Annotated in this window: 25 protein-coding genes; 1 reads left to right on the top strand and 24 read right to left on the bottom strand. The window is 71.8% G+C overall.

Going from position 1 to position 23,938, the window contains the following annotated elements; all coding sequences use genetic code 11:
- Positions 1 to 13: 13 nt before the first annotated feature.
- The 23 genes from BR98_RS34575 to arc all read right to left on the bottom strand — a co-directional run bounded on the left by BR98_RS34575 (position 14) and on the right by arc (position 22,649).
- A complete protein-coding gene (locus tag BR98_RS34575) occupies positions 14 to 931 on the bottom strand; it encodes an ornithine cyclodeaminase family protein (protein ID WP_232247849.1) in 918 nt (305 codons plus the stop codon).
- Positions 932 to 939: 8 nt separating this feature from the next.
- On the bottom strand, positions 940 to 1,908 hold the full coding sequence (locus BR98_RS34570) for a proline racemase family protein (protein WP_198042335.1): 969 nt from the start codon (positions 1,906 to 1,908) through the stop codon (positions 940 to 942).
- The gene (locus BR98_RS34565; protein ID WP_035851302.1) at positions 1,905 to 3,260 is read right to left on the bottom strand and encodes an aldehyde dehydrogenase family protein; all 1,356 of its coding nucleotides are present in this window, start codon (positions 3,258 to 3,260) and stop codon (positions 1,905 to 1,907) included. Before BR98_RS34565 ends, BR98_RS34570 begins: the two co-directional genes overlap by 4 nt.
- Complete coding sequence (locus tag BR98_RS34560; protein ID WP_035851300.1) at positions 3,257 to 4,261, bottom strand: proline racemase family protein; 1,005 nt, start codon at positions 4,259 to 4,261, stop codon at positions 3,257 to 3,259. The genes BR98_RS34565 and BR98_RS34560 overlap by 4 nt, the downstream gene beginning before the upstream one ends.
- Before the next feature lie 99 nt (positions 4,262 to 4,360).
- A complete protein-coding gene (locus BR98_RS34555; protein ID WP_232247963.1) occupies positions 4,361 to 5,224 on the bottom strand; it encodes a dihydrodipicolinate synthase family protein in 864 nt (287 codons plus the stop codon).
- 116 nt (positions 5,225 to 5,340) lie between these two features.
- Positions 5,341 to 6,777, bottom strand: a complete 1,437-nt coding sequence (locus BR98_RS34550; RefSeq protein WP_035851296.1) for an FAD/NAD(P)-dependent oxidoreductase — start codon at positions 6,775 to 6,777, stop codon at positions 5,341 to 5,343.
- A complete protein-coding gene (locus BR98_RS34545) occupies positions 6,758 to 7,072 on the bottom strand; it encodes a (2Fe-2S)-binding protein (protein WP_035851294.1) in 315 nt (104 codons plus the stop codon). The genes BR98_RS34550 and BR98_RS34545 overlap by 20 nt, the downstream gene beginning before the upstream one ends.
- A gap of 5 nt (positions 7,073 to 7,077) precedes the next feature.
- Entirely contained in the window at positions 7,078 to 8,253 is a 1,176-nt protein-coding gene (locus BR98_RS34540) for an NAD(P)/FAD-dependent oxidoreductase (RefSeq protein ID WP_035851292.1), read from the bottom strand.
- Between the two features lie 193 nt (positions 8,254 to 8,446).
- Complete coding sequence (gene tatC / locus BR98_RS34535; protein WP_035851290.1) at positions 8,447 to 9,337, bottom strand: twin-arginine translocase subunit TatC; 891 nt, start codon at positions 9,335 to 9,337, stop codon at positions 8,447 to 8,449.
- A 109-nt stretch (positions 9,338 to 9,446) separates the two neighbouring features.
- On the bottom strand, positions 9,447 to 9,731 hold the full coding sequence (locus tag BR98_RS34530; protein WP_035851288.1) for a twin-arginine translocase TatA/TatE family subunit: 285 nt from the start codon (positions 9,729 to 9,731) through the stop codon (positions 9,447 to 9,449).
- Between the two features lie 188 nt (positions 9,732 to 9,919).
- Positions 9,920 to 10,093 carry a hypothetical protein gene (locus tag BR98_RS40665; protein WP_198042334.1) on the bottom strand — a complete coding sequence of 58 codons (174 nt, stop codon included), beginning with the start codon at positions 10,091 to 10,093 and terminating at the stop codon, positions 9,920 to 9,922.
- 6 nt (positions 10,094 to 10,099) lie between these two features.
- The gene (locus BR98_RS34525) at positions 10,100 to 10,345 is read right to left on the bottom strand and encodes a hypothetical protein (protein ID WP_035851286.1); all 246 of its coding nucleotides are present in this window, start codon (positions 10,343 to 10,345) and stop codon (positions 10,100 to 10,102) included.
- Entirely contained in the window at positions 10,342 to 11,271 is a 930-nt protein-coding gene (locus BR98_RS34520) for a helix-turn-helix transcriptional regulator (RefSeq protein ID WP_035854887.1), read from the bottom strand. Before BR98_RS34520 ends, BR98_RS34525 begins: the two co-directional genes overlap by 4 nt.
- Positions 11,272 to 11,297: 26 nt before the next feature.
- Entirely contained in the window at positions 11,298 to 12,308 is a 1,011-nt protein-coding gene (locus BR98_RS34515) for a helix-turn-helix transcriptional regulator (RefSeq protein ID WP_051970859.1), read from the bottom strand.
- 162 nt (positions 12,309 to 12,470) lie between these two features.
- A complete protein-coding gene (locus BR98_RS34510) occupies positions 12,471 to 12,845 on the bottom strand; it encodes an FKBP-type peptidyl-prolyl cis-trans isomerase (protein ID WP_035851276.1) in 375 nt (124 codons plus the stop codon).
- A 149-nt stretch (positions 12,846 to 12,994) separates the two neighbouring features.
- The gene (locus tag BR98_RS34505) at positions 12,995 to 14,308 is read right to left on the bottom strand and encodes an FKBP-type peptidyl-prolyl cis-trans isomerase (protein WP_051970857.1); all 1,314 of its coding nucleotides are present in this window, start codon (positions 14,306 to 14,308) and stop codon (positions 12,995 to 12,997) included.
- A 155-nt stretch (positions 14,309 to 14,463) separates the two neighbouring features.
- Positions 14,464 to 15,375 (bottom strand): FKBP-type peptidyl-prolyl cis-trans isomerase, encoded by a 912-nt coding sequence (locus BR98_RS34500; RefSeq protein ID WP_232247843.1) that lies wholly within the window; start codon positions 15,373 to 15,375, stop codon positions 14,464 to 14,466.
- A gap of 181 nt (positions 15,376 to 15,556) precedes the next feature.
- Positions 15,557 to 16,918 carry a Pup--protein ligase gene (gene pafA / locus BR98_RS34495; protein ID WP_035851271.1) on the bottom strand — a complete coding sequence of 454 codons (1,362 nt, stop codon included), beginning with the start codon at positions 16,916 to 16,918 and terminating at the stop codon, positions 15,557 to 15,559.
- Positions 16,919 to 17,060: 142 nt separating this feature from the next.
- The gene (gene prcA, locus BR98_RS34490; RefSeq protein ID WP_051970851.1) at positions 17,061 to 17,831 is read right to left on the bottom strand and encodes a proteasome subunit alpha; all 771 of its coding nucleotides are present in this window, start codon (positions 17,829 to 17,831) and stop codon (positions 17,061 to 17,063) included.
- Between the two features lie 36 nt (positions 17,832 to 17,867).
- A complete protein-coding gene (prcB, locus tag BR98_RS34485; RefSeq protein WP_035851269.1) occupies positions 17,868 to 18,710 on the bottom strand; it encodes a proteasome subunit beta in 843 nt (280 codons plus the stop codon).
- A gap of 235 nt (positions 18,711 to 18,945) precedes the next feature.
- Positions 18,946 to 19,164: a ubiquitin-like protein Pup gene (locus BR98_RS34480; RefSeq protein ID WP_035854880.1), complete on the bottom strand. Its 219-nt coding sequence runs from the start codon at positions 19,162 to 19,164 to the stop codon at positions 18,946 to 18,948.
- A gap of 104 nt (positions 19,165 to 19,268) precedes the next feature.
- Entirely contained in the window at positions 19,269 to 20,780 is a 1,512-nt protein-coding gene (gene dop / locus BR98_RS34475) for a depupylase/deamidase Dop (protein ID WP_035851267.1), read from the bottom strand.
- Between the two features lie 102 nt (positions 20,781 to 20,882).
- Entirely contained in the window at positions 20,883 to 22,649 is a 1,767-nt protein-coding gene (arc, locus tag BR98_RS34470; protein WP_035851265.1) for a proteasome ATPase, read from the bottom strand.
- Between the two features lie 222 nt (positions 22,650 to 22,871).
- Between arc and BR98_RS34465 the strand changes: the two genes are divergently transcribed.
- Positions 22,872 to 23,174: a ferredoxin gene (locus BR98_RS34465; RefSeq protein WP_035851262.1), complete on the top strand. Its 303-nt coding sequence runs from the start codon at positions 22,872 to 22,874 to the stop codon at positions 23,172 to 23,174.
- A 53-nt stretch (positions 23,175 to 23,227) separates the two neighbouring features.
- Here the strand turns inward: BR98_RS34465 and BR98_RS34460 are convergent, their stop codons facing one another.
- The gene (locus BR98_RS34460; RefSeq protein WP_035851253.1) at positions 23,228 to 23,851 is read right to left on the bottom strand and encodes a hypothetical protein; all 624 of its coding nucleotides are present in this window, start codon (positions 23,849 to 23,851) and stop codon (positions 23,228 to 23,230) included.
- Positions 23,852 to 23,938 lie beyond the last annotated feature (87 nt).

Raw genomic sequence — 23,938 nt, 5'->3', positions numbered from 1 at the left:
GTGAGATTCGGAATCACCTCGTCCGGTCCTGGCCGCGGTGGATGGCGGCCGCCACCGCGAGGTCCTGCCAGGCCATGCCGACGCTCTTGAAGAAGCGCGGACGGTCGGTGCGGACCTCGGCCGTGCCGGCGACCAGTTCGGCGAGGTTGGCCACCCGCTCCCAGTCCGGCTCGGCGAGCACCAGGTCGCCCGCCTCGCGCCGGGCCACCGCGCGGGCCTCGACGTAGCAGGAGGCCCGCCGCACCAGGGCGGCGTCGACCTCCCGCGCCGTGGGCGAGTGCGAGCCGACCGCCGCGACGGCCGCGTGGGCGGGCACGGCCGCACCGTCGAAGAGCGGCTCGGTGGCGGTGGTGCAACAGACCACCAGGTCCGCCTCGGCCACCTGCGCCGCGCTGCCCGCGGCAGCCGGCAGGCCGAGCGAGGCCGCGTACCCGACCAGCGCCGCCCCCGCCTCGGCCCGCCGCGCCACCACGGTGACCCGGCGCAGCGGACGGACCGCGAGCAGCGCGTCCAGATGCCCGTACGCCTGCGGCCCGGCCCCGAAGAGCACCAGGTGCGCGGCCTCGGGGGCGGCGAGCCGGTCCAGCGCGAGGGCCGTGACCGCCGGGGTCCGCAGGGTGGTGAGCGCGGCGCCGTCGAGCAGGGCGAGCGGGAGCAGGGTGGCGCCGTCGAGCAGCAGGTAGCTGCCGGTGATCCGGGGCAGCCCGCGCCGGGCGTTGCCCGGAGCCACCCCCGCGATCTTGACCCCGGCGTACTCGGCGGTGGCGGCGGGCATCACCAGCAGCTCGCCGGCGGGCACCGGAACGCCGAGCCGCGCCGGGCACGCCTCGGGGTCCAGCCCACCCCGCAGGGCCTCGACCAGGGCGTCGACCGCCTGACTCGGCGTCAGGCGGTCGACGGGAAGCCAGGGCAGCGTCACGGGCCGCGTCACGGGAAGCGTCACTGGAGCAGGAACCCCGTCCCGAGCCCGTCCCCGTCCGCCAGCACGAACCGGTGCTCCCCGGTCGGGTACGCCTCCCCGGTGACCTCGGTGACCACGCCGCCGTCCCGCTCCGCCACCACCCGGCCGGTGAAGACCGTTCCGATCACCGACTCGTGCCAGAGCTCACCGCGCAGCCCGTCCTCGGCCAGCAGCGCGAGCCGGGCGGAGGTGCCGGAGCCGCAGGGCGAGCGGTCGATCTGGCCGTCGGCGAACACGGTGACGTTGCGCTGGCGCGGGCCGGACGGGCCGTCGGGCAGCTCCTGGTGGAAGATCACGCCGTACACGTCGTACCGCGCCGGCAGCGCGCTGCGGATCTCCCGCCCCAGCGCGGTCAGACCGGGCAGCGTCCCGAGCGAGACCTCGTCCACCCGCAGCGAGGCGTAGACGGCCCCGGCGTCGGCCAGGTCGACGTTCAGCTCCCCCACCGAGGTCTTCACGGTCACGGCGCGCGCCAGCACCCGGGTCGGCACATTGCGGAAGGTGACCGCCGTGGTCCGCCCGCCGGAGCGGTGCACCACGGCCGTGACCCGGCCCGACGGCACGTCGATCCGCACCTGCGCGCGCCCGTCCTCGGGCGCCGCGACCAGGCCGCTGTCCACCGCCCAGGCGCCGAGCGCGATGGTGCCGTGGCCGCAGGCGGTCGAGTAGCCGTCCTTGTGGAAGAAGAGCACCCCCAGGTGGGCCTCACTGTCGTCCGGCGGCACCAGGAACCCGCCGTACATCCCCGCGTGCCCGCGCGGCTCGCGGGTGAGCAGCTGCCGGACGGTGTCCAGCCGGCTGGGCCGCGGACTGGTCGGGCTGCCGCCGGCGCCGAGCGCGATGGCCCGGCGCTCGGCGACGGTGTCCCCGGGGATCGGCGGCAGCCCGGAGGCCACGATCCGGAACGGCTCGCCCGCGGTGTGGTAGTCGACGGTCTCGATGATCACCGGCCGCTCCCGGCGGGCAGCAGCGAGATCGTCCGGCTGGAGGTGTAGAAGTCGAGCGCCGCCTGCCCCTGCTCGCGCGCCCCGTACGAGGCGGCGCCGGAGCCGCCGAACGGGAGGTGGAAGTCGACGCCGCTGGACGGCGCGTTGATCCGCACCATGCCCGCCGCCAGCCGGTCGGCGGCGGCCAGCGCCACGTCCAGGTCCCGGGTGTGCACCGAGGCGGAGAGGCTGTGCCGGGAGGAGTTGGCCAGCGCGATCGCCTCGTCCAGGTCGGCCGCCGGGAGCAGCACCGCCAGCGGCCCGAAGAACTCCTCGGCCAGCAGTGGATGGCCGGCCGGCACCCCTTCGAGCAGCGCGGGCTCGATGAACCAGCCGTCCCGCTGCGGGATCCGACCACCCGTCAGCAGGGTGGCGCCGCCGTCGACCGCCGAGCCGATCGCACCGGCCAGCCGCTCGCGGGCGGCCGCCGAGATCACCGGGCTGCTGTCGGCGACGGCGGCCAGGGCCTTGACCAGCGCCTCGCGCAGCGGCTCGTAGGCGGCGCCGACCGCGATCACCCGGCTGGTGGCGGTGCACTTCTGCCCGGCGTACCCGGCGATCGCGTAGGCCAGGTGCGCCGCGGCCTGCTCGATGTCGGCCTCCGGCAGCACCACGGCCGCGTTGACCCCGCCCATCTCGGCCTGCACCGGCACCCCGCGCTCGGCGCTCGCCCGGACCACCGAGGCGCCGGTGGCGGTGGAGCCGGTGAAGGAGACCACGTCGGCGGCCGAGACCAGCGCCGCGCCCTCCTCGGCGCCGCCGGGCAGCACGGTGAAGACGTCCTGCGGCAGGGCGAGCAGCTCCGCCAGGCGCAGCGCGCAGGCGGTCGCCTCGGGGGCCGGCTTGAGCACCACGGTGTTGCCCATGGCCAGTGCGGGCGCGGCCTTCCACACCGGGATCGCCAGCGGGAAGTTCCACGGGGTGATCAGCCCGGCCACGCCGTGCGGGCGCCGCCGGGTGAGCAGCAGCCCCTCCCCTGCCGCCGGCTCGTGCACGGCACCGGCGGGCGCGTACGGCGCCTGCGCGTAGTACCGCAGGATCGCCACCGTCCGGGCCACCTCGCCGCGCGCCTCGGCGGTCGGCTTGCCGACCTCGCGCTCGGCCAGCGCGACCAGTTCCTCGGCATGCTCCTCGACGGCCGCGGCCGCCCGGCCGAGCGCGGCGGAGCGGGCCGCGGCGCCGGCCGCGACCCAGCCGGGCTGGGCCGCCCGGGCCCGTTCGACGGCGGCCAGGGTGCCGAAGGCGCCGGCGGTCGGTGCCTCGACCACCAGGTCGGTCGGGTCGGCGGGGTTGTACGACGAGGTGGTGCTCATAGCAGGAATCCTCCGGGGAACGGGTCCGTCGGGTCGAGGAAGTACTGGGCGGTGCCGGTGACCCAGGCGCGGCCGGTGACGGTGGGGATGACGGCAGGGTGGCCGGCCACCCGGGTCTCCTCGACCAGGCGGCCGATGAAGCGGGTGCCGATGAAGGACTCGTTGGTGAAGTCCTGGCCGAGCGGGAGCTCGCCGCGGGCGTGCAGTTCGGCCATCCGGGCCGAGGTACCGGTGCCGCAGGGCGAGCGGTCGAACCAGCCGGGGTGGATGGCCATCGCGTGCCGCGAGTGCTGGGCGGTGGAGCCGGGGGCCAGCAGGTTGACGTGGTGCACGCTGTGGAAGGACGGTTCCTCAGGGTGCACCGGGCGCTGCTCGGAGGCGTTGATGGCCGCCATCAGCGCCAACCCTGCGTCCAGGATCTCCTGCTTGCGGGCCCGCTCGAAGGGCAGCCCGAACTCGGCCAGCGGCAGGATGGCGTAGAAGTTGCCGCCGAAGGCCAGGTCGTAGCTGACGGTGCCCCAGCCGGGGACGTCGATCTTCTGGTCCAGGGCCACCGAGTAGGAGGCCACGTTGCGGATCGTCACGGCGGTGGCCGCGCCGTCCTTGACCTGCACCTCGGCGGTGACCAGACCGGCGGGGGTGTCCAGTCGCACCGTGGTGACCGGCTCGACCACCGGCACCATGCCTGTCTCCACCAGCACGGTGGCCACCCCGATGGTGCCGTGCCCGCACATCGGCAGCAGTCCGGAGACCTCGATGAAGAGCACCCCGTAGTCGGCGTCCGGCCTGGTCGGCGGCTGCAGGACGGCGCCGCTCATCGAGGCGTGGCCGCGCGGCTCGTACATCAGCAGGGTCCGGAACCGGTCCAGGTGCTGCTGGAAGTGGACCCGACGCTCGGCCATGGTGGCACCGGGGATGACCCCGAACCCGCCGGTGATCACCCGGGTGGGCATGCCCTCGGTGTGCGAGTCGACGGCGTGGAAGACGTGGCGGGTGCGCATGGTGACCCTTCGTCGGCTGGGGTGGAAGCCCGCCTGACCGGCTGTCAGGCGGGCGGGGGCTTTGGACCGACCGGTCTCAGGTCGGCCCTAGCGCAGGCCCTAGCACAGGCCCTCGGCCAGCGCCTTCTCGGTGGCGGCCCGGACGGCCGCGTCGACCTCGGGCGTCAGCGGTCCGCGCGGGGCGCGGGTGGGGCCGCCGCCCAGGCCGGCGAGGTCCATCGAGAGCTTGATCGCCTGGACGAACTCGGTCTTGGAGTCCCAGCGCAGCAGCGAGTGCAGGGCCTTGTAGAGCGGCAGCGCGGTGGCCAGGTCGTGGGCGACGGCGGCCCGGTAGAGCTCGACCGAGGCCTCGGGCAGCGCGTTGGGGTAGCCGGCGATCCAGCCGACCGCGCCGGCCAGCGCCAGCTCCAGCAGCACGTCGTCGGCGCCGATCAGCAGGTCGAGGCCGGGGGCCAGCTCGGCGATCTCGTAGGCCCGGCGGACGTCGCCGCTGAACTCCTTGACGGCCACGATGCTGCCCTCGCCGTGCAGTTCGGCGAGGAGCGGGGGGACCAGGTCCACCTTGGTGTCGTACGGGTTGTTGTACGCCACGATCGGCAGGCCGGCCTTGGCCACCTCGGCGTAGTGCGCGCGCACGGTGGCGGCGTCGGCCCGGTAGGCGTTGGGCGGCAGCAGCAGGACGGAGCCGGCGCCGGCCTCGGCGGCCTGCTCGGCCCAGCGGCGGGACTCGGCGCTGCCGTAGGCGGCCACGCCCGGCATCACCCTTGCGCCGTCGCCGGCCGCCTCGACGGCGGTGCTGACCACTCGGGTCCGCTCCTCGGGGGTGAGCGTCTGGTACTCGCCGAGTGAGCCGTTGGGGACGACTCCGTCGCAGCCGGCGTCGATCAGTCGGCGGACGTGCTCGGCGTAGGCGTCGTAGTCGACGGAGAGGTCGGCACGGAAAGGAAGCGTGGTGGCGACCATGATGCCGTGCCAGGGGCGGGCGCGGTCGTGTGTGGGGACGGTCACGGTTATCTCCTTGGTGAGGTGTGACATTTTACATGATGCCCAGAAGATGGCGCAAGGCTACTGAGGGGGTGTCAGTTCTCCGGGGTCCCCGTCGTCCCCGTCGTCCCCGTCAGCTCCGGCAGCGCCGCCAGCTCGCCGAGCGGGACCGGACAGGAGAACGGTCGGCGGTCGGGGCCGGGCGCGCCCGCACCCGACAGGCAGGCCACCGCCGGCCCGCACATCCGCCCCTGGCACCAGCCCATCCCGGCCCGGGTGAGCAGCTTGACGGTGCGCGGGTCGGTGGCGCCGAGCTCCTCGACCGCCTCGGCGATCCGCTCGACCGGGACCTCCTCGCAGCGGCAGACCTCGGTGTCCGGTCGCAACCAGCCGGTCCACCCGGGGCCCGGACGGTGTGCGGCGGCCATCAGCTCGGCGAAGGCCCGCAGCCGACGCCGGCGGCCGGCCAGCGCGGCCGGCACGGTGTCGGCGCCGGCGATCGCCAGCGCGGCCAGCTCGCCCTCGGCCAGCGCGAGCTCCGCACCGCCGACGCCGCAGGTCTCGCCGGCCGCCCACAGGCCAGGCACGGTGGTGCGCTGCCCGGCGTCGACCCGCAGCGCCAGGGTGCCGTCCGGGACCAGCCGGGTCTCGGCGCCCAGTTCGGTGGCGAGCTCCAGCTGCGGGACCAGGCCGTGGCCGATCGCCAGCGCGTCGCAGTCGATCCGCCGCTCGGTGCCGGGCACCGGCCGCCACTGCCGGTCGAGTCGGGCCACGGTCACGCCGGCCACCCGGTCGGTGCCGTGCGCCTCGACCACGGCGCTGGAACGGCGCAGCCGGACCCGGTGCCGGGCCAGCGCGGCGCCGTGCGTGACGGCCTCGGCCAGCTTGCCGGGCACGGCGGCGAGCACGGCCGGGCGGCCGGCGTAGCCCAGGTAGTCGCCGGCCTCCAGCACGGCGGGCACCCGGGCCCCGGCGGCGGTCAGCGAGACGGCGGCGGCCAGCAGCAGCGGGCCGCTGCCGGCCACCACGACGCGCCGGCCCGGCAGCACCAGGCCCGCCTTGAGCATCGCCTGCGCACCGCCCGCAGTGACCACCCCGGGCAGCGTCCAGCCCGGGAACGGGAGCTGGCGCTCGTAGGCGCCGGTGGCGAGCAGCACGGCGCGGGCCCGCAGCCGGGCGAGGCCGGACCCGTCGGCGCCGGTGACGGCGTGCAGCCGCCAGGGCTCGGCCTGCTCCAGCAGGGTGACGTGATGGTGCGTCAGATAGGTGATCCGCTCGGCGTCCCGGTGCCGGGCCAGCCGCTCGGTCAGCTCGGCGAAGCCGGCCCAGTGGTGGTGCAGCCGGTCGGGCCTGGCGGCGCGCAGCTCGGGGGCGGGATGACGGTAGTACTGGCCGCCGGGACGGGCGCCGGCGTCCAGCAGGGCGCAGCGCAGACCCCGGTCGGCGGCGGCCACGGCGGCGGCCAGGCCGGCCGGACCGGCGCCGATCACGGCGAGGTCGAAGCTCTTCGATTCAGACGGCGAGGTCGGCACGGCCGTGGCCCTCCTGGGTGGTGACGGTGTCGCCGGGCTCGGCCGGGAGCAGGCAGGTGCGCTGGTTGGGCTGCCCGTTGACGGTGGCCAGGCAGTCGAAGCAGGCCCCGATCCCGCAGAACGCCCCGCGCGGGCGCCCGTTCACCCTGGTCCGCCGCCAGGCCATGATGCCCTGCGCCCAGAGCGCGGCCGCGATGGTCTGCCCGGGCAGTGCCGGAATCGGCCGGCCGTCGAACTCGATGGTGTGGGCCGGTCCGGGATCGGCGGCGGCCAGCGCGGTGGGGGTACGGCGCATCGGACCTATCCGTTTCTCGAGGAGGTGAAGCGGTCGGGGCGGAACGGGCTGAGGTCCGGCCGCGGGCCCTCGGTCAGCTGCCGGCCGGTCAGTTCCTCGGCGAGCAGCAGCCCGGTGGCGGGGGCCAGTCCGATGCCCGCGCCCTCGTGGCCGCAGGCGTGGTAGAGGCCGGGGGCCTGCGGATGGGCGCCGATCGCGGGCAGGTGGTCCGGCAGGTACGGCCGGAATCCGCGGTACGCGCGCAGCACCCGTACGTCGGTCAGCACCGGGAAGAGCTCCGCCGCTTGTGCGGCCAGGCGTCGCAGCACCTCCACCGAGACGGTCCGGTCGAAGCCGACCCGCTCCCGGCTGGCGCCGATCAGCACCGGCCCGGAGGGGGTGCCCTCGACCACCGCCGAGCTCTGCAGCTCGGCCGACCCGCTGGCCACGTCCGCGACGTAGTCGGCGGCGTACACCTTGTGCCGCACCACGCGCGGCAGCGGCTCGGTGACCAGCACGAATCCGCGCCGAGGCAGCACCGGCAGGTCCACCCCGGCCAGGGCCGCGATCTCGCCGCCCCAGGTCCCGGCGGCGTTCACCACGGCGCCGGCCGCCAGTTCCCGCCGTTCGGTGCGCACCCCGCGCACCGCGCCGTCGGCGGTCGTCAGCAGGGCGTCCACCCGCTCGCCCAGGTGCAGCACGGCGCCCGCCCTGCGCGCGGCGCGCAGCAGTTGAGCGGCGGCCAGGGCCGGCTGCACCTGGGAGTCCTCGGGGTAGTGGAAGCCGCCGGCCAGCCCGGGCGCCAGGTGCGGTTCGAGTTCGGCGAGGCCGTCGGCGGGCACCTCGTGGGCGATCACGCCGGCTGCCTGCTGCTTGGCCGCGAAGGAGCGCAGCGCGTCGAGTCCGGCGGGTGCGGCGGCGACCACCAGTCCGCCCTTGGCCTCGTACTCGACCTCGGCCGGCAGCTCGGCGGCGAGCTGCTGCCAGAGTCGGGCCGAGAGCTGGGCGAGTTCCAGCTCGGGTCCGGGCGCCTTGTCGGAGAGCAGCAGGTTGCCCTCGCCGGCGCCGGTGGTCCCGCCGGCCACCGGACCGCGGTCCACCACGGCGACCGAGAGCCCGGCCCGGGCGGCGTAGAACGCGCAGGCGGCGCCGACGACGCCGGCGCCGATCACCACGACGTCGTGGGTTGGTCTCGTGAGCACGTCAGTAATATGTCACATTGCCTCGTGTTTGAACAAGCACTGCGAACAAGCACCGTGAACAGGCGCCTTGAACAAGTACCTGCCAACAAGCACGGCCAAACGAACACTGCCGAGCAAGGCACCGGCCGCCCAGCACGAAGCCCCGGCCCGCCACAGCGGCGGACCGGGGCTTCGCTCACCAGGAGCCGAGCGGTCAGGTGATGTCGTCGTCCACGTGCTCACTTCGCGCGGCCGGCACCGAGGCCACCGGCGCCGCCGAGGCGGCCACCGACTCCGCGCCCTCCAGCGCCGCCACGCTCAGGTCCACGTGCGAGGCCTCCTCGTCGGAGAGCCCGGCGTCCGGGTTGTTGCGGCGGCGACGGCGGTCGTTGAGCAGCGCGACGCCCACCGCCGCGAAGTACAGCACCCAGATCGGCGCGGCCAGCGCCAGCATGCTGATCGGGTCGGCGCTCGGGGTGGCGACAGCGGCGAAGACGGTGATGGCCATCACCATGCCGCGCCACCAGCCCAGCATCCGCTTTCCGGTGATCACCCCGGCCATGTTGAGCATCACCAGCAGCAGCGGGAACTCGAAGGCCAGACCGAAGACCAGCAGCATCCGGGTGGCGATGTTGAGGTAGCCCTCGACCGGCAGGATCTGGTGCGCCCCGATCGGGGTGAACGAGCCGAGCACCTCGATGGTGGTCGGCATCAGCAGGTAGGCGCAGGTCACACCGGCCAGGAAGAGCGGCGTACCGGCTCCGAGGAAGACCAGCGAGTAGCGCCGCTCGTGCTTGTGCAGTCCCGGTGAGATGAACTTCCACAGCTGGTAGAGCCAGATCGGCACCGCGGCCACCAGGCCGGCCGTGAGGCAGACCTTCAAGGTCAGGTTGAACGGCTGCGTGACACCGATGACCGCCACGTCGGCGCAGTGCTTCACCCCGGGCTTGGGCTGGCCGTTGGGAAGGCAGCCGGGCAGCGGGGTCATCAGGAAGTGCAGCAGCTTGTCCTTGAAGAACGCCGCCACGATCGTGGCGACCACGATCGCCAGCGCCGACTTGACCAGCCGGTTGCGCAGTTCGCGCAGATGATCGCCGAGGGACATCCGTCCGTCGGGGGTCTTCGGCGGTTTGGAAGACTTGCTCAACCCCGGTCCTCAGAACTCGTGCGACGTGCCCGCCGGGCGGCGGCCACGGGGCGGACCGGTCGGGCGCTCAGCGCGCGCGACCGGCTCTCTGCTCGGTGCCCGGCCGCGCGGTGGAGGCATCACCGGGTGCGGCCTTGATGATCGGTGCCGCGTCGGGCAGGGCCGACGGCGTCGACCCCTCGGACTCGTCACCCTTGTACTCCTCGGCGAACTCGTCGCGCAGCGCGGCGGTCTCGCTCTTGAGGATGCGCATCGACCGGCCGAGCGACCGGGCCAGGTCCGGCAGCCGCTTCCCGCCGAAGAAGACCGCCGCCATCGCGACGATGATCAGGAACGCCAGGATCCTGCCCATGGGCGGCTACCTTCTGACTCGAAAGCGGTTGCCCGTGGGCCTGTTGGGACCCCGGCCGCTGATGGACGGTTCGCTGCGGCCGACGCACCCGGGGAGCGGGTACAGCGGGGCCACGGTGAGAGCCTAACCCGCCGGCCGAGGACACAGCAGACCCCCTGGCCTCACGAGCAGGTGAAGATTGGGGTACGTCAGGTCCGGCTGGTTCCGGCCAGCTCCTCGGCCGCGCCGGCCAACGCCCGCGAGGCGGCGTCCACCTGCTTGGCCAGCCCGTGCACATCCACCCACAGGCGCACCGCCAGCACCCCCAGCACCCCCAGCCCCAGGGTGGCGAGGCCGACGGCCGCCATCAGGATCCACGGCATCTCGAACTACCTCTCGATCGGGACGAGTCGGATGGTCGACACCCCCGCGCCGGTCAGCGCCGCGACGATCTTCTCCCCGGCCGGCTTGCGCACCGCCGCCCCGCAGACCGGGCAGGTGAAGCTGTAGAAGGTGCGCTCCTTGGTGCGGCCGAGCGCCAGGCGGAACGCGGCGGCGGGCAGCTCCACCTTCTCCCGGCACTGCGAGCAGTAGACCTTGAATCTGGTGCCCACCCCGTCGGCCTGGTCGGTCACTCCCCGACCCCGACCCCGTAGCCCGCCAGCGCGGCCAGCGCCGCCTGTCGGGCCTGCTCGGCCACCGGCGCGGGCGCCACGATCCGCCCGTCCCGACCGAGCCGCAGCGCCAGCGTGCGCAGGCTGGACGGGTCCGAGCTGCGCAGGGTGATCCGCAGGCCGCCGTCCGGCAGCTCCTCGGCCAGGTCGTGGGTGTAGTACTCGGCCACCCAACGGCCGGCCGCACCCACCTCGACGACCACCTCGGGGTCGTCGGCGGCCGGGTTGACCAGGCCCTGGGACAGGTCGCGCGGCTCCAGCCGGGGGGCGTCGGCGGGCTCGTCCAGCAGCTTGATCTCGGCCACCCGGTCGAGCCGGAAGAGCCGGCGGTCCTCGGAGGTGCGGCACCAGCCGTCCAGGTAGGTGTGGCCCTCGGTGAGCAGGCGGATCGGGTCCACCTCGCGCTCCGTCATCCCGCCGCGCCCGTGCGAGTAGTAGCGCAGCCAGATCCGCCGGCCCTCACTGAGCGCGCGGTCGATGTCGGCGAAGACCTGGCCCTCGGCCTCGAAGGTCACCCCGACCCGGGCACTGCCCTCGGCGCTCTCCCCCGCCGCGTTCTCGATCTTGGCGACGGCGCGGGTGAGCGCCTGCCGGTCGCGCTCGCGCAGGCCCGGCAGGCCGGCCACCGCGCGGGCGGCGACCAGCAGCGCGGTCGCCTCGTCGGCGGCCAGGCGCAGCGGCTGGGCCACGTCGTCGACGTTGTGCCACCAGATCCGCTCGCCGTCGGTGTCGATGTCCAGCAGGTCGCCGCCGCGGAAGCTGGTGCCGCACATCGGCAGCACGTTCAGGTCGGCGATCAGCTCGCGCTCGGTGATCCCGAAGGCGCGGGCCACCTCGGCGACTTCGGCACCCGGGCGCTCACGCAGGTAGGTGACCAGCGAGAGCATCCGCCGGGTCTGGTCGATGGCGTTGCTCACTTCGACTCCCCCTCAACAGCGAGACCGCCAGCAGCGAGACCGGCAGCGGCGAGGCCGGCCACCGCGCGCAGTCGGTCGATCAGCTCGGCGCGCAGTTCCTCCGGCGCCAGCACCAGCACGTCGGGGCCGTACTCGGCCAGCTCCGCGTCCAGCCCGAGGCCGTACGGGATCTCCAACTCGTCCCAGTCCGCGTCCAGCTGACGCACCGTCAGGGCCTTGGCCCGGAGCGGGTAGGCGGCGTCGCGGCGCAGCCTGACGGTGGCCGTGGCGGTGGCACCCTCACCGGCGAACCGGGCCACCGTGGCGCGCACGTCCACGTGCTCGGGGATCGGCGCGGTGAAGGCGCCCTGGCGGGAGCGCACCTTGCCGGCGATCCGGCTGAGCCGGAACACCCGGGAGGCGCCGCGGTCGCGGTCCCAGCCGGCCAGGTACCAGTGGCCGCGCCAGCACTCCAGCGCCCAGGGCTCCACCGAGCGCGGCTCGGCGACGGCGGCACCCGCCTTGCGGTACTCGAAACTCACCGGGCGCCGGTCCCGGGCGGCCAGCAGCAGCGGCTCGAAGGCGGCCTCGCGGACCGGGATGTGCGGCTCCAGGGCGGTACCGCCGGCGCTGTCGCCGAACGGCACCCCGGCCGCGCGCAGCTTCTGCAGGGCGCCGCTGGCGGCACCGGACAGCCGGGCCTGCTGCCAGACCTTGGCGGCCAGGCTCAGCGCGGCCGCCTCCTCGGCGTCCAGCGCGATCTCCGGCAGCCTGTTGCGGTCGGCCCGGGCCAGGTAGCCGGCCTCGCCGTCCAGGGTGTTCTCGTCGACGTCGATCACCAGGCCCAGCTCGCGCAGGTCGTCCTTGTCCCGCTCGAACATCCGGTTGAAGGCGTCCTCGCTGCCGTGCTGCCAGGCTTCCCGGTAGGCCTCGATGGACTCCCGCAGCTCCCGCTTGGAGAGCGGACGTCTGGTGTTCATCAGGCACAGGGCGAGATTCATCAGCCGCTCTGCCTTGGCGATCGCCATCGCTGACCCTTCCGTGACCCGCTTCGTCACCCCACCCCGGGGGACCTGGCGCCTCGACCGTACCGGTAGCGGGACCTGCGGCGAAAGCCGAGGCGGCCGGGCCCGGAACAGACCGGGACCGACCGCCTCGAACAGATCGTCAGACCGACCCCGGGGGGACCGTCAGACGTTGATCAGGTCGACCACGAAGATCAGGGTCGAACCCGCGGGGATCAGCGGGCTCGGCGACTGGTTGCCGTACGCCTTGTGGGCGGGGATGACCAGCTTGCGGCGGCCACCCACCTTCATGCCGACGACACCCTCGTCCCAGCCCTTGATGACGCGCCCGGCGCCCAGCGGGAACTTGAAGGTCGAGCCACGGTTCCAGCTGGCGTCGAACTCCTCACCGGTCTCGTAGGTGACGCCCGCGTAGTGCACCTCGACCATCTGGCCGGGCTTCGCCTCCGCGCCGGTGCCCACCTCGATGTCGGTGATCTCCAGCTCGGCCGGGGCCGGGCCCTCCGGGAAGTCGATCTCCGGCTTCGTCTTCTGGCTCACAACTGCCTCTTCTCTTCCGTCTCAACACACAACGCGGCGGCGGACCGCCGCAGGTAAGGCTCCGTCAGGAACCACCGTACGACTGTCCGCCGCCCGCATTGATCAGGCCCGGCCACAGGTCACCCCGATCGGCCGGTCGCCCTATCTTGTCATCCCTGGTCGGCCGAACCGACTCCGGCGTCCAGGATGTCGACCACGAAGACCAGCGAGGAGTTGGCCGGGATGCTCGCCTGCGCCTGGTCCTTGTAGGCCATCGAGGCGGGGATCACCAGCTCGATCCGGCTGCCCACGTTCTGGCCGACGATGCCCTTGTCCCAGCCCTCGATGACGCTGCCGCCACCGGTGACGAAGCTGAACGCCTGCTTGCGGGTGAGCGAGGAGTCGAAGGCCTTGCCGTCCTTCAGCAGCGCGCCGCTGTACTGGACGACCACCTTCTCGCCGCTCTCCACCTTCGGGCCCTTGCCCTGGACCAGCACGGCGGTCTTCAGCTCGGTCGGGTCGGTGACGCCCGCCGGCGGGGTGATCTCGTCGGCCTTGCCGTCACCGGCCACCTTGACGCTCGGGAAGTCGGCCGGCGGGGCGGTCACGTCGCCGCTGACCCGGGAGTCCGGACCGTTGACCCGCTGGATGTCGATCACCAGCACCAGGTTGTCCTTGGCGCCCAGACCCAGCTGCTGGTTGCCCGCGTCACCGAAGGCGGCGGCCGGCGGGGCCACCACCAGCAGCCGGCTGCCGGCCTTGTGGCCGACCACCGAGGTGTCCAGCGCCGGGATCAGCTTGCCCAGGCCGGCCTGGAAGAGCTGCGGCTTGCCGTTGTCGTAGGAGCCCGGGATGTCCTTGCCGGTGGTCCAGTCCTTCAGGGTGAAGTCGGCGGTGATCCAGGAGCCCTTGTCGACCTTGGCGCCGTCGCCCTCGCTCAGCGACTTGACCACGAAGGTGCCGTCGGCCTGGTCGCTGGGCAGCGTGATGGTGGCCTTCTTGCCGAAGTCGCCGGCCACCGTGGGCAGCACCTTGGCGCTGTCCTTGATCGGCGGCACCGGAGCCTGGCTCGGGGCAGCCGGCGCGCTGGGGGCGCTGTCCGCGGCCTTGGCGGGCTTGGAGTCCTTGTTCTGGGTGACCACGTAGAGGCCGATGCCGCTGCCGACCAGCAGCACCGCCAGGATCGCGCCCAGCACCGCGCCGAGCTTGCCGCCGCCGCCCACGTTCTCGTAGTCGGCCTCGGAGACCTGCTGCTTGCGCACCGTGGAGGCGAAGACCTGCGGCTCCTCCGGCTTGGCCGACGGAATCTGCGGGGGCGCCTGGCCGGGCGCCGTCCAGCCGGCCTGCTGCTTGAGAATCGACGGCGGAATCACGATGGACTCCCCGTCGCCCGGCAGCGGGCCCCCGGGCCGGGGCGCCGCCGGGTCGGCGACCGCGCCGCTCGCGGTGTCGGCCTCGCGCGGGCCCGTCGGGTTCTCAGCCATTTCTCCCCATCCTCGCCATCAGATCTCTCGCCGCTGTGCGAATCGGCAGCAGTATGTCAGCTTGCCATGAGGGCGGGCACTCATCGGGTGTGCATGACACACCCAGAAGTACCCGCCCGCGTGACTGTCGCGCCGTCGGCTTGCCGGAACAGCCGCTACACAGCTTCCAGGATGTCGATCACGAAGACCAGGGTCGAGTTCGCGGGGATACCGTTCTGTGCCTGGGAGCCGTAGCCCAGCGCGGGCGGAATCACCAGCTCGACCCGGCTGCCCACCGGCTGCCCGACCAGCCCCTTGTCCCAGCCCTGGATCACACTGCCGGTGCCGATCTGCAGCACCTGCGCCCCACCGTGGTTCCACGAGGAGTCGAACTGCTGCCCGTTGCTCCACAGCACCCCGGTGTACTGCAGCACCAAGGACTGCCCGGACTGCACCGGCTTCCCGTCGCCCTTGATCAGCACATTGGTCTGCAGATCGGTCGGCGCCGGGGTGTTGGCCGGGATGGTGATCGTCGGGGCGGCCTTGCCGTTGTCCTTCACCTGCGGCTGGTTGGCCGCCGGCTGCGTCATCGTGCCGCTCACCACCGCGTCCTGCGGCACCACCTGCATGATGTCCAGCACGAAGACCACCGTGTCGTCCTTGCCGACCCCGAGCTGCTGGTTGCCGTTGCTGCCGAAGCCCGCCGAGGGCGGGGCCACCACCAGCAGCCGGCTGCCGGACTTCTTGCCCAGCACGCTCTGGTCGAAGGCCGGCACCAGCTGCCCGTTCCCGGCCTGGTAGAGCTGAGGCTTGGCACCCGCGTCGTACGAGCTGGGGATCGACTTGCCGGTGGTCCAGTTGGTGGCGGTGTAGTTGACCGTCACCCAGTCGCCCTTGCCGACGTTGGCGCCCTCGCCCTCCGTCACCGTGCTGACCACGAACTGCCCGCTGGGCTGGCCCTGCGGAACGGTGATGGTCGCCTTGCTGCCGAAGTCCCCACTGACCGTGGGCATCGGCGAGGCGGAGCTCACCGGGCTGGGCACCGCCGGGGCCGAACTGGTCGGCGCCGGCGAGGGTCCGCTCTTCACGGGCGAGCCACTGCTGCACGCGGCCAGCACCAGCATCGGCAGGAGTACGAGCAATCCAGCTCTGCGGCGCACGGCAGTCCTCACTGTCAGTCACATTTACGGATCAGTAGACGTGATCAGCGTAGAACCACGCGGCCCCGCCTCCGACGGAGGCGGGGCCGCGACAACCGGATCAGATCGCTCACATACCCGCGATCAGCTTCTCCACCCGCTCGTCCACCGAACGGAACGGGTCCTTGCAGAGCACCGTGCGCTGCGCCTGGTCGTTCAGCTTCAGGTGCACCCAGTCCACCGTGAAGTCCCGGCGCTGCTCCTGCGCCTTTCGGATGAAGTCCCCGCGCAGCCGGGCCCGGGTGGTCTGCGGCGGCACCGACTTGGCCTCGAAGGTCTTCAGGTCGGTGGTCACCCGCTTCGCCTGCCCCTTGTTCTGCAGCAGGTAGAACAGCCCGCGGCGGCGGTGGATGTCGTGGTAGGCGAGGTCGATCTGGGCGACCCGCGGGTTGGACATGCTCATCTGGTGCTTCTCGCGGTAGCGCTCGATCAGCTGGTACTTCATGATCCAGTCGATCTCGGTCCCGGCCTTGGCCAGGTCCTCGGTGCGCACCGCCTCCAGGGTGCGGCCCCACAGCTCCAGCACCCGGCCGATCGTCCCGGTGTTCAGACCCTTGCGGTCCGCGAACTCCAGCGCCTTGCTGTAGTACTCCTCCTGGATCTCCAGCGCGCTGGCCTCCCGGCCGTTGGCCAGCCGCACCTGGTGCCGGCCGGTCAGGTCGTGACTGACCTCGCGGATCGCCCGGATCGGGTTCTCCAGGGTCAGGTCGCGCATCACCACGCCCGCCTCGATCAGCCGCAGCACCAGGTCGGTGGCGCCGACCTTGAGCAGCGTGGTGGTCTCCGACATGTTGGAGTCGCCGACGATCACGTGCAGCCGCCGGTAGCGCTCGGCGTCCGCGTGCGGCTCGTCCCTGGTGTTGATGATCGGACGGGACCGGGTGGTCGCCGAGCTGACGCCCTCCCAGATGTGCTCGGCCCGCTGGCTGACGCAGAACACCGCACCGCGCGGGGTCTGCAGCACCTTGCCCGCGCCGCAGATCAGCTGACGGGTCACCAGGAACGGGATCAGCACGTCCGCCAGCCGGGAGAACTCGCCGTGCCGGGCGACCAGGTAGTTCTCGTGGCAGCCGTAGGAGTTGCCGGCCGAGTCGGTGTTGTTCTTGAAGAGGTAGACGTCTCCGGCGATGCCCTCCTCGTGCAGCCGCCGCTCGGCGTCCACCAGCAGGCCTTCGAGGATCCGTTCGCCCGCCTTGTCATGGGTCACGAGTTCGGTGACGTCGTCGCACTCCGGAGTGGCGTACTCGGGGTGCGAACCGACATCGAGGTAGAGGCGTGCGCCATTGCGCAGGAACACATTGCTGCTGCGGCCCCAGGAAACTACGCGGCGGAAGAGGTACCTGGCCACCTCGTCCGGAGACAGACGCCGTTGTCCCCGGAACGTACACGTGACGCCGTACTCGTTCTCCAGCCCGAAAATTCGGCGGTCCATGCCTGGACTTTACGCTTTTGGCGAGGTTCTGAAACCGTTTTCGCCACGTCAATCGGATGACGGTCCCACGGTCCGTCAGAAGCCGGAGCAGCCCGGTGGGGTGCGGCGCGCACGGCGCCGCACCCCACTCGGAACGGACTGTCTACTCGTCCTCGTCCAGCTCGGGAAGGTCCAGTTCAGTGTCCTCGCTGTCGCCGCCGCCGTCACCGGAGCCGGCGGCCAGCAGCCGGCTCAGCTGACCACCCAGGATCCGCTTGAACTTGCGCTGCTGCGGCCGGGCCCGGTCCAGTACCGCGACCTCCAGCTGCTCCGGCGTCAGGGTGCGCGGGGAGCCGCCGTTGGGGTCCCGGGCCAAGGACTCCACGGCCACCTTGAGCGCCTCGCCCAGGCTCAGGCCCGGGGTGTGGCGCTGGCCCAGGTAGGTGCCGATCGAGTCGGCGTTGCCGCCGACCACCACGGTGTTCTTCTCGTCCACCACCGAGCCGTCGGGGGTGAGCCGGTAGATCTGGTCGTCCTCGGTGGCCTTGCCCACCTCGGCGACGATCAGCTCCACCTCGTACGGCTTCTCCCCGACCGAGGAGAAGATGGTGCCCAGCGTCTGGGCGTACACGTTGGCGAGCCCACGGGCCGTCACATCGGCCCGGTCGTAGGAGTATCCGCGCAGGTCGGCGTAGCGCACGCCGCCGATCCGCAGGTTCTCGAACTCGTTGTAGCGACCGACCGCGGCGAAGGCGATCTTGTCGTAGATCTCCGAGACCTTGTGCAGCGCCCGGGAGGTGTTCTCGGCCACGAACAGGATGCCGTCGGCGTAGGTGAGCACGACCACGCTGCGGCCGCGCGCGATGCCCTTTCGGGCGTACTCCGCGCGGTCCGCCATGGCCTGCTGGGGCGAGACGTAGAACGGTGTGGACACCGGCGGTCGTCCCTTCTGGATGAGTGGGGTGGCGGACTAGAGGAGCGGGGCCTGCGGGCCGTCGGGGTGGTTGCGGCGCTCGTCGGTGATCGTGACGGCGATCGCCGAGACCTCCTCCTCGGAGAGCCGGCGGAAGCCGTCCTCGGTGATCAGCCCGACGATCGGGAAGATCTTCCGGGCCAGGTCCGGGCCGCCGGTCGCGGAGTCGTCGTCGGCCGCGTCGTACAGCGCCTGGATCACCAGGGTGGCGGCCTGATCACCGGTCAGACCGGTGCGGTAGAGCTTCTTCAGCGAGCCGCGGGCGAAGACCGAGCCCGAACCGGTGGCGGCGAAGCCACGCTCCTCGGAGCGGCCGCCGGTGACGTCGTAGGTGAAGATCCGGCCGCGCCCGAGGTCCAGGTCGTAGCCGGCGAACATCGGCACCACGGCCAGGCCCTGCATCGCCATGCCCAGGTTGCCCCGGATCATGGTGGTCAGCCGGTTGGCCTTGCCCTCCAGGGAGAGCACGGTGCCCTCGATCTTCTCGTAGTGCTCCAGCTCCAGCTGGAACAGCCGGACCATCTCGACCGCCAGGCCCGCGGTGCCGGCGATGCCCACCGCGCTGTACTCGTCGGCCGGGAAGACCTTCTCGATGTCCCGCTGGGCGATCACGTTGCCCATGGTGGCGCGGCGGTCACCGGCGATCACCACGCCGCCGTCGAACACCGCCGCGACGATGGTCGTCCCGTGCGGCGCCTCGATGGTCAGCCCCTCGGGGAGCTTGCGGCGCCCGGGGATGAGCTCCGGCGAGTGCTCCGCCAGGAAGTCGACAAAGGAGGAATGTCCGGGGGTGAGGAAGGCAGCCGGTAGACGCCCGGTGCCACGAGTGTTGGCTTCCACACGATTCCTTCCAGGTAGTCGGCAGCCCGCCGGAGCGCGTCGGGCCCGATGCCATGGACCCTACCCGTTTCGAGGTGGTGATCCACATGCTCGGACCCGGCCTTCGAGACGAATTGCGCAGCTGTCGGCGAACGCCGCGCCGCAGGCGTGGAGCCACGCCTGCGGCGCTCCGCGGTCAGTGACCGGACAATTCGTGTGCGCCGCGAGAACGCTCTCGCCGGGCGCGCGGAATTACTTACTGGCCGCCCTTTTGAACGAAGCCGCGAACGAAATCCTCGGCGTTCGACTCGAGGACTTCGTCAATTTCGTCCAGAACCGCGTCCACGTCGTCGTTCAGCTTCTCCTGGCGCTCCTTGAGCTCCTCGCTCTGCTGCGCCTCCGCGACCTGCTCTTCGGTCTCCTCGGTGGAGCGGTTGGCCCGCTGCTGGCCGCCGCCGGTGTCCTTGGTCGCCATGTCCCTCACCCCTCTGCATCGTCGGTCGGTCTAGTAGTGGAACGTTCGAGCCACACCAGGATGATTCCCCGTCAGTGGACCTTTCACCCAAGGTTGCGGATCAGTCACCCACCGGAAAGGACCCGGACCAGGTCCTCGGCGGTGCGGCAGCGGTCCAGCAGTTCCTTGACGTGGTTGCGGGTGCCGCGCAGCGGCTCCAGGGTGGGGACCCGTTGCAGCGAGTCACGGCCCGGCAGGTCGAAGATGACGGAGTCCCAGGAGGCGGCCGCGACGTGCTCGGCGTACTGCTCCAGGCAGCGGCCGCGGAAGTAGGCGCGGGTGTCCTCCGGGGGCTTGTGGACGGCGCGCAGCACGTCCTCCTCGGTGACCAGCCGCTCGAACCGGCCGCGGGCGACCAGGCGGTTGTAGAGGCCCTTCTCGGCCCGCACGTCGCTGTACTGCAGGTCGACCAGGTGCAGTCGGGGGTTGTCCCAGTCCAGGCCGTCGCGCTGGCGGTAGCCCTCCAGCAGCTCCTTCTTGGCGATCCAGTCGAGCTGCTTGGACAGGCTCATCGGGTCGCGCTCCAGCCGGCCGAGCACGTCCTCCCAGCGGACCAGGATGTCCTTGGTCTGCTCGTCGGCGTCGGCGCCGTAGCGGTCCTCGACGTACTTGCGGGCCAGCTCGAAGTACTCCATCTGGAGCTGCACGGCGGTGAGTTTGCGGCCGTTGCGCAGCGTGATCAGGTACTGCAGCGAGGGGTCGTGGGAGACCCGGTGCAGGGTGCGCACCGGCTGGTCGACGGCGAGGTCGACCGCGATGAACCCCTCCTCGATCATCGCGAGCACCAGCGAGGTGGTGCCCAGTTTGAGGTAGGTGGAGATCTCGGACAGGTTGGCGTCGCCGATGATCACGTGCAGCCGGCGGTACTTGTCGGCGTCCGCGTGCGGTTCGTCCCGGGTGTTGATGATCGGGCGCTTGAGGGTGGTCTCGAGGCCGACCTCGACCTCGAAGTAGTCGGCCCGCTGGCTGATCTGGAAGCCGTTGGCGGAGCCGTCCTGGCCGATGCCGACCCGGCCGGCCCCGGTGACCACCTGGCGGGAGACGAAGAAGGGGGTGAGGTGGCGGACGATGTCGGCGAACGGGGTGGCCCGCTGCATCAGGTAGTTCTCGTGGGTGCCGTAGGAGGCGCCCTTGTTGTCGGTGTTGTTCTTGTAGAGGTGGATGTTCTGCCCGTTGGGCAGTTCCAGGGCGCGGGCTGCCGCCTCGGCCATGATCCGCTCGCCGGCCTTGTCCCAGAGCACGGCGTCGCGCGGGTTGGTCACCTCGGGCGAGCTGTACTCGGGGTGCGCGTGGTCGACGTAGAAGCGGGCGCCGTTGGTGAGGATGATGTTGGCCAGGCCGATGTCCTCGTCGGTCAGCTGGCTGGCGTCCGCCACCTCGCGGGCCAGGTCGAAGCCCCTGGCGTCGCGCAGCGGGTTCTCCTCCTCGAAGTCCCAGCGGGCGCGGCGCGCCCGGTGCATCGCCGCCGCGTAGGCGTTGACGATCTGGGACGAGGTGAGCATGGCGTTGGCGTTGGGGTGCCCGGGTACGGAGATCCCGTACTCGGTCTCGATGCCCATCACGCGCCTTACGGTCATGCGGCCCTCCTTGCCCGTCCTGACCCACCGACGTCGCTGCGGTAAGCGCCGCGGCTGACGGAGCGTCGGATCCGTCAGCCGCGGGTCGAGCCTAGAACGTGGTCACAGGTACTGCCCGGTGTTGGCGACGGTGTCGATGGAACGGCCGGACTCGGCACCCTGCTTGCCGGTGACCAGGGTGCGGATGAAGACGATCCGCTCGCCCTTCTTGCCGGAGATCCGGGCCCAGTCGTCCGGGTTGGTGGTGTTGGGCAGGTCCTCGTTCTCCTTGAACTCGTCGACGCAGGCCGCGAGCAGGTGGGAGACGCGAAGGCCGCGCTGGCCGTGGTCGAGGAAGTCCTTGATCGCCATCTTCTTGGCCCGGTCCACGATGTTCTGGATCATGGCGCCGGAGTTGAAGTCCTTGAAGTACAGGACCTCCTTGTCACCGTTGGCGTAGGTGACCTCCAGGAAGCGGTTCTCCTCGGTCTCGGTGTACATCCGCTCCACCACGGCCTGGATCATGGCGCCGACGGTGGTGTCCACCGAGCCGTCGTGCTCCTTGATGTCGTCGGGGTGGAAGGGCAGCGAGTTCTTCAGGTACTTGGTGAAGATGTCCTTGGCCGCCTCGGCGTCCGGGCGCTCGATCTTGATCTTGACGTCGAGGCGTCCGGGTCGCAGGATCGCGGGGTCGATCATGTCCTCGCGGTTCGAGGCGCCGATCACGATGACGTTCTCCAGGCCCTCCACGCCGTCGATCTCGGCGAGCAGCTGGGGGACGATGGTGTTCTCCACGTCCGAGCTGACGCCGGAGCCGCGGGTGCGGAAGAGCGACTCCATCTCGTCGAAGAAGACGATGACGGGTGTGCCCTCGCTGGCCTTCTCGCGGGCCCGCTGGAAGACCAGGCGGATCTGCCGCTCGGTCTCGCCGACGTACTTGTTGAGCAGCTCGGGGCCCTTGATGTTGAGGAAGTAGCTCTTGCCCTGCGGCCGGCCGGTCACCTCGGCGACCTTCTTGGCCAGCGAGTTGGCGACCGCCTTGGCGATCAGCGTCTTGCCGCAGCCGGGCGGACCGTAGAGCAGGACGCCCTTGGGCGGGCGCAGCTCGTACTCCTTGAAGAGGTCGGCGTGCAGGTAGGGCAGCTCGACCGCGTCGCGGATCTGCTCGATCTGGTTGGCCAGGCCACCGATCTGGCTGTAGTCGATGTCCGGGACCTCTTCGAGGACCAGTTCCTCGACCTCGGCCTTGGGCACGACCTCGTAGACGTAGCCGGAGCGGGACTCCAGCAGCAGTGCGTCACCGGGGCGCAGCGTGATGTCACGCAGCGGTTCGGCGAGGCGGACCACCCGCTCCTCGTCGGTGTGGCCGACGACCAGCGCGCGCTCGCCGTCCTCCAGCACCTCCTTGAGCGTGACCAGGTCGCCGATCGACTCGAAGGCGAAGGCGTCGACGATGTTGAGTGCCTCGTTGAGCAGCACTTCCTGTCCGCGCCGCAGCTCGTCCAGGTCGATGGTGGGGCTGACGTTCACCCGAAGCTTGCGGCCCCCGGTGAAGATGTCGGCGGTGCCGTCCTCGTTCTGACTGAGGAAGGTGCCGAATCCGGCGGGGGGCTGGGCCAGCCGGTCCACTTCCTCCTTGAGGGCCACGATCTGGTCGCGGGCCTCGCGCAGGGTGGCGGCGAGTCGCTCGTTCTGAGCGGTCACTCCGGCCAGGTTGGTCTGGAGCTCGACGATCCGGTCTTCGAGAATCCTCGAAGAGCGCGGCGATTCGGCCAGCTTGCGACGCAGCACGGCGATCTCCTGCTCCAGGTACGAGACCTGTGCGGCCTCGTCGGAACCACGGGCGGGCTTGCCGGCACTGCGGTTGTAGTCGTCATCGTGGGCTGCCACGGTCCTCACCTCCTCCGGGGAGCGGGATGCTTCCAGACCCTACCTGCACCAGGGGTCGTGTAAACCCCTAGATCAAGAAAGACGGAAGGGGTGTGTCCGATCTTCACCCGAGTGTGCTTCCCCTCTGGCTCAGAGATACCCACCGCACACGCTCGGAAAGCGGACGAGATGTAGGGTCGAGCGAGTCAATACCCGATCGTGACCGTTTCTGGGCAGGAGCCGATGTCAGTGACCAGTGGGGCGGGCGCCGCCGAGCCGCTTGAGGTGTGGATCGATCAGGACCTGTGCACCGGCGACGGGATCTGTGCCCAGTACGCGCCGGAGGTCTTCGAGCTGGACATCGACGGGCTCGCCTATGTGAAGGGCGACGACGACGAGTTGCGCCAGCAGCCGGGCGAGACCGCGCCGGTCCCGCTGACGCTGCTTCAGGACGTGGTGGACTCGGCGAAGGAGTGCCCGGGCGACTGCATCCACGTGCGCCGGGTGAGCGACCGGGTCGAGGTGTACGGGCCGGACGCCGACTGACGGCTGCCCGCCACAACGTTGGCGCTGCGTCAGGTCGGGCGTCAGGTCGGGCCTCAGGTGGAGGTCGCCGGGACGCTCCGCTCGGTGCGGGTGTAGGAGCCGCCGTGGCGGGCCCAGTTGAGCTCCACGTTGAGGTCGGGGCAGCAGCGCGGGATGTCCGGGGTGGAGTAGCCCTGGGCGCGGGCGGTGAGGGTGCCGTCGGAGCGCAGCGCGAGCCGGGTCACGGTCAGACCCTCCTGCCAGCGGACCAGGGTGTCGTGCACCGCGGGCTGTCCGTCGGGTCCGGCGGTGAGCACGAAGACGCCGTCGGGGGCGGTGCCGCTGCCGGCCTGGCAGTGTGCGGCGACCACGGTGGCGGGGATGCCGTCGCCGAGGTCGGCGGCGAAGCTGACCGAGACCTTGATGGGAAGCGGGCCGCAGTCCAGCGGCAGCTGGGCCTTGGCGGGGTCCGGGGCGCTGCTCGCGGGCAGTGGCCTGGGAGTGCTGGGGGTGCTCGAGGTGCTGCCGGCCGCGCTGGCGGGGCCCACCGGCTGGACGGTGGGGGCGGCGGCCAGGGTGCCGGCCACCAGGGCGGCGCAGCCGGCGGCGACGGCGGTCCAACGCCAGGGTCCGGAGCGGGCCGGGGCGGGCTGGGCCGGGTGGCGTGCTTCGTCCGCTGCGTCGACTGCGTCGGGCAAAGAGGTCCCCTCCAGGCGCCGGGGTGTACGGGTGTGGCGAGCATCGTCGCACATCACAGGTGCTCTATCCGCACTGGGGGGCGGGTG

It is taken from the genome of Kitasatospora azatica KCTC 9699, assembly GCF_000744785.1.
GTDB lineage: Bacteria > Actinomycetota > Actinomycetes > Streptomycetales > Streptomycetaceae > Kitasatospora > Kitasatospora azatica.
The sequence above is the reverse complement of the archived record's forward strand: the minus strand, read 5'-3'. Positions and strand labels throughout refer to the sequence as shown.

Bases quoted from the DNA above. Each gene is read 5' to 3' on its own strand.
- BR98_RS34565 (WP_035851302.1), bottom strand. From the start codon at position 3,260: ATGAGCACCACCTCGTCGTACAACCCCGCCGACCCGACCGACCTGGTG.
- BR98_RS34560 (WP_035851300.1), bottom strand. From the start codon at position 4,261: ATGCGCACCCGCCACGTCTTCCACGCCGTCGACTCGCACACCGAGGGC.
- BR98_RS34555 (WP_232247963.1), bottom strand. From the start codon at position 5,224: ATGGTCGCCACCACGCTTCCTTTCCGTGCCGACCTCTCCGTCGACTAC.
- BR98_RS34545 (WP_035851294.1), bottom strand. From the start codon at position 7,072: ATGCGCCGTACCCCCACCGCGCTGGCCGCCGCCGATCCCGGACCGGCC.
- tatC (WP_035851290.1), bottom strand. From the start codon at position 9,337: ATGTCCCTCGGCGATCATCTGCGCGAACTGCGCAACCGGCTGGTCAAG.
- BR98_RS34530 (WP_035851288.1), bottom strand. From the start codon at position 9,731: ATGGGCAGGATCCTGGCGTTCCTGATCATCGTCGCGATGGCGGCGGTC.
- BR98_RS40665 (WP_198042334.1), bottom strand. From the start codon at position 10,093: ATGCCGTGGATCCTGATGGCGGCCGTCGGCCTCGCCACCCTGGGGCTG.
- BR98_RS34520 (WP_035854887.1), bottom strand. From the start codon at position 11,271: ATGCTCTCGCTGGTCACCTACCTGCGTGAGCGCCCGGGTGCCGAAGTC.
- BR98_RS34515 (WP_051970859.1), bottom strand. From the start codon at position 12,308: ATGGCGATCGCCAAGGCAGAGCGGCTGATGAATCTCGCCCTGTGCCTG.
- BR98_RS34505 (WP_051970857.1), bottom strand. From the start codon at position 14,308: ATGGCTGAGAACCCGACGGGCCCGCGCGAGGCCGACACCGCGAGCGGC.
- pafA (WP_035851271.1), bottom strand. From the start codon at position 16,918: ATGGACCGCCGAATTTTCGGGCTGGAGAACGAGTACGGCGTCACGTGT.
- BR98_RS34480 (WP_035854880.1), bottom strand. From the start codon at position 19,164: ATGGCGACCAAGGACACCGGCGGCGGCCAGCAGCGGGCCAACCGCTCC.
- dop (WP_035851267.1), bottom strand. From the start codon at position 20,780: ATGACCGTAAGGCGCGTGATGGGCATCGAGACCGAGTACGGGATCTCC.
- BR98_RS34465 (WP_035851262.1), top strand. From the start codon at position 22,872: ATGTCAGTGACCAGTGGGGCGGGCGCCGCCGAGCCGCTTGAGGTGTGG.